Consider the following 4587-nt stretch of genomic DNA (forward strand, 5'->3'; position numbering starts at 1 on the left):
ATTCTCTTCTCGTTTTGAGATAGTTTACCAGTTGTCTTTAGGTGTTGATACACCAATATTTAATGATAACCAAGTAGTTGTTTACCAAAATGAAGCTAACGATTTAGTAATTAATACTGGTAATGTGGTAATGTCTGCTGTAAAAGTATTTGATATAAGAGGTAGATTATTATCAGAAAGCAAAGGAATCAATGCTTCTCAAACCACTATAACAGCTGGTCAGACCAATCAAGTATTATTGGTTCAAATTACTTCTCAAGAAGGGCCGGTTGTAACTAAAAAAGTAATAAGATAATTTTGCTTGTCAAAATAAGAAATAGTAAAAAAATCAAGTAATTGTTATGAAAAATATTTTAAAGTTTTATTTCGTCGCTCTGTTTTTATTAGCTTCAGATTTTGTTGCTTTCGCACAGCCCGGTGACGGTGATGACGGCGGCGGCGGCGATGGAGGTGTTGAAGGCGGTGGTGATCCTCAACCGGCTCCAATCGATAGTAGGTTAATATTATTATTGGTATTAGGTGTTTTATTTGTATTCTACACTTATAGAAAGCACAAAAGAGCCGTTTAGGTTTAGATATTAAATCAATCTATAAGCCAGCAATTTATTCCATGTTGAAATAAATTGCTGGCTTTTTTTTGATTTTTTTAATATAGCTAATTAATCAATCAAAAAAATAATTTGTTCATCTTTAAATATTTAACTTTTCAGATTTAAAGTTATTGTCATCTCACTCAGCTTGACTCAATCAAAAGAAGCAATCGTGAATTTTTCAATACTCCAACACACAAAAGATTGAAAAGTATTGGTGTAACACGTACCTATTTAGACAATCCCTTATATAATCAAAAATACAGAACAACTTTTAGTTTCGTTAAATTTTGACGTTTTTAGTAAGACAACCTTTCATTTGGAAATTATAAAATTCTTTCACTTATAAAATTTCCTTTATTTCTCCACTTTCAAATAATCTCTATTTTTTAAATTATGAATAAAGTAAAAAAATATGAGGTTTATATGACCAAACAATTGACACAGTCTTTTTTTAACATTATTTTTATTATAAAAAAAATATTTTTGTTGATTTAACCGTTTCATAATGTTTCTTAATCGATTTTTACCGTAGGTTTGCCTGCCATTTGAATGGTATTACTGAAACTGGTTGAACTTTAAAAAAAACATATTTTTATAAGTATTTAGCTTCGGTTTTGAAAGTTAAATAAAAGAATATGAAAATTAATACTATAACATCTATGAAAATTTTTACCGAGATTACTTTTGTTTTAAGTAGAAATCTTTTAAAAAAAAATGCAATTATCCTTGTTTTTCTAACAAGTTTAGTTTCACATGGGCAATTGTTAACTGAAAATTTTAGTTACACAATACCTGGAAACATAACTGCAGCAACTTCAAACTGGTCATCACACAGCGGGTCTACTTTCTATCCGCAATACACTAATGCAGGCTTAGCTTTTACTGGACATGCAGGGTCAAGTGTTGGAGGTTCCATGACTTTGGCTTCTAATGGTGTTGCGGACATTAACAGAACTTTTACATCTCAAAATTCTGGGACAGTATATATGAGTTGTTTGGTAAATTTTACCTCCACAACCTCAGCGAGTACTGAGTATTTTTTACATTTTAATTCTGCCTCCTTTAGTACAAGAGTGTTAGCACAAAAAAGTGGTTCAGTATTACGATTTGGGATTAACAAGTCAGCAAATCCAACTGCGGTTGCTACCAATTTTGAATTTGGAACAACCTATTTATTAGTTGTTAAATATACATTTATTGCCGGTAGTTCAAATGACAGGGTTGATTTATGGGTTTTGCCATCATTTGCAAGTACGGAAGCTTTAGCAGGAACTCCACTACAGACTACAACTGCAGGTACAGATGCTACAGCATTAAATGCCATAAGTGTGAGACAAGCAACGCCACCGGTTGGGTCAATTGACGCTATAAATATAGGAACTACTTGGGCAAGTGCTGTTCCCGCTGGTACAATAGCACCAACGGTTACCACAACAACAGCCTCATCAATTTCGGTAGATGGTGGTTCTTCTGGTGGGGATGTTACCGCTGATGGTGGTGCTACAGTTACTGCTCGTGGTTTGGTCTATAATACAGCTTCTTCTCCAACACTCTCAAATAGTGTAGTTACAACAGGTACAGGCACAGGATCTTATATTAGCATTTTGTCAGGGTTGGATGTTAATACTAGGTATTACTATCGAGCTTATGCTACCAATTCTGCAGGAACCTCTTATGGGAATGAATCTAATTTTTATACTTTGGCGAATGTACCTGGTGCTTTGGTTGTGACTAATCCACAGGCAACAACACTTGATGTTATGCTTGACGGTACAACAACTAATTTAAATCCGGCAAATACTACTTTTGCTATTGAAACGGATGGACAGTATGTTCAAGCGAATGGTTTTTTAGGAGCCACAGCAGTTTGGCAGACAGCCGATGTCTGGGGAACGGTTACGGTAAAGGGATTGGTTAGTCTTACTACTTATATTTTTAAAACGAAGGCAAGGAATGGAGATCAGGTGGAAACTGGTTTTGGAGATACCAATCAGGGAACAACTACAGGTGCAGTAGCTCCCGTAGTTTCAAGCGGATCTCCTGTAGGAAATTATAATTCTGCTTTCTCTTATTCTGTTATGGCAACCAACTCACCAACATCTTATGCCATTTCTAGCGGAAGTTTGCCAACAGGATTGGATTTAAATACTACATCTGGTGAAATTTCCGGAACTCCAACTCAGATTGGTATATTCAATGTAGATTTTACCGCCAGTAATGCGGGAGGTGCAAGTGCTCCTGCGACAATCAGCATAACAATCAATCAAGCGAATCAAACCATTAGCTTTGGTGCGCTTTCTCCGTCGACTTATGGAGATGCCCCCTTTGAGCTAATGGCCGCTGCCAGTTCCGGATTGACCGTTTCTTATGTAAGTTCTAATACTGATGTTGCAACAGTTTCAGGTAATACAATTACCATTATTGGACAAGGTTCAACAACCATTTCAGCCTCTCAGACAGGAAATGTTAATTACACTGCTGCTACAACTGTGGATCAGACATTGACCGTAAACAAAAAGAACTTAACGATAATTGATATAACAGCGAACAACAAAGTTCAAGACGGCACGACAGCAGCTACTTTATCGGGGACTCCAACATTAGTAGGAGTAGTGAGTGGAGAGGAAAGCAATGTTGTTTTAAATGAGACATATTCAGCCGCTTTCGCAGTTGCAACTCCAGGTACAGGAATTTCTGTTGCTGTTACGGGCTACACTTTGACTGGTTCGGCTTCCGCTAACTATACGCTGTTGCAACCTACCGGACTAACAGCTGATATTGCGGTACTAAATGTGCCAGATATAACTGTTGAGGCTACAAATATTTTGAATAATGGATTTACTGCTAATTGGGATGCGGTTCCCGGTGCCGCCAGTTATGTTTTGGATGTGTATACAAAATCAGGTGGTTCTTCAGAAATTTTAAATCAACAATTTACATGGGTTGATTTAGGTTCGGCAAATGGAACCGGAGGAAATTCAGGAGGTTGGAGTGGCACAATAGCCACAGAAGTTTTTGATTTAATTGGTTGGTCTGATACAGCAGGATACAGAGGGGATAATTGTGCCAAAATGGGAGCAGGTAGTACAAGAGGTGCTCTGACTACTCCAGTATTTGGCGTTGCAGGGAATGCAGTTTTAACTTTTAGAGCTGGTGCTTGGAATGGAGGTTCAGAACAAACCACTTTACTATTAGAAATAACAGGTGGTGGAACTTTGGATGTTTCTTCTGTTACAATGATAAAAGGAGCTTTCTCGGATTACACCGTTCAAGTTACTGATGCAACTATTAATACACAAATTACTTTTAGAGCATTTCAAACCAGTAATGCAAGATTCTTTTTAGATGATATAAAAGTAGTTGCAAATACACTGACAATTACTCCAGTTGCCGGTTCGCCATTTTCAATTAATGCACCACTAACGTCATATAACGTAACCGGTTTAAATGCTAATACAAATTACTATTACCAAGTCAGAGCTGTAAACGGTTTATTTACTACGGGTAATTCTGACGAAATTAACCTTGTTACAAATCAAGCTACTGTGACATGGAATGGAACAGAATGGTCAAACGTTACCGGGCCTACTGCCACTATCGAAGCTTTTATACAGGGCATATATAATACTAATGAACATGGCGTTTTTACCGCAAGTAAATTAACATTAACCTCGGGTTCATTTACAATAAATGATGGGGACGATATTACGGTTATAGGTGGACTAATAAATAATATGACCGCAGCAGATTTTGTAGTTGAAAACAATGCCAATTTAATTCAAGAGGGAACAGTCAATAATAATATTGGTAATATCACCATAAAAAGAAACAGTTCAGCAATAAACCGTTTTGATTATACTTTATGGTCTTCACCGGTAACAGGACAAGGATTATATGCTTTTTCACCTTTAACATTATCAACCCGTTTTTATCAATATCTTACTGCTACCAATTTTTATAACAATAGTGGTTTAGGGTTTTCTATTTCAGGGGC

3 protein-coding genes are annotated in these 4587 nt (G+C 36.4%); all 3 read left to right on the plus strand.

Annotated elements, in window-relative coordinates:
• Positions 1–295, plus strand: a 295-nt coding sequence (locus B3C16_RS00350) for a T9SS sorting signal type C domain-containing protein (protein WP_291127431.1), incomplete at its 5' end; no start/stop codon positions are given.
• A gap of 46 nt (positions 296–341) precedes the next feature.
• Positions 342–569: a signal peptidase gene (locus B3C16_RS00355; protein WP_121311665.1), complete on the plus strand. Its 228-nt coding sequence runs from the start codon at positions 342–344 to the stop codon at positions 567–569.
• A gap of 659 nt (positions 570–1228) precedes the next feature.
• On the plus strand, positions 1229–4587 hold a 3359-nt coding region (locus tag B3C16_RS00360), incomplete at its 3' end, for a beta strand repeat-containing protein (RefSeq protein ID WP_291127435.1).

Source organism: Flavobacterium sp. UBA7682, from assembly GCF_002482945.1.
Classification (GTDB): Bacteria; Bacteroidota; Bacteroidia; order Flavobacteriales; family Flavobacteriaceae; genus Flavobacterium.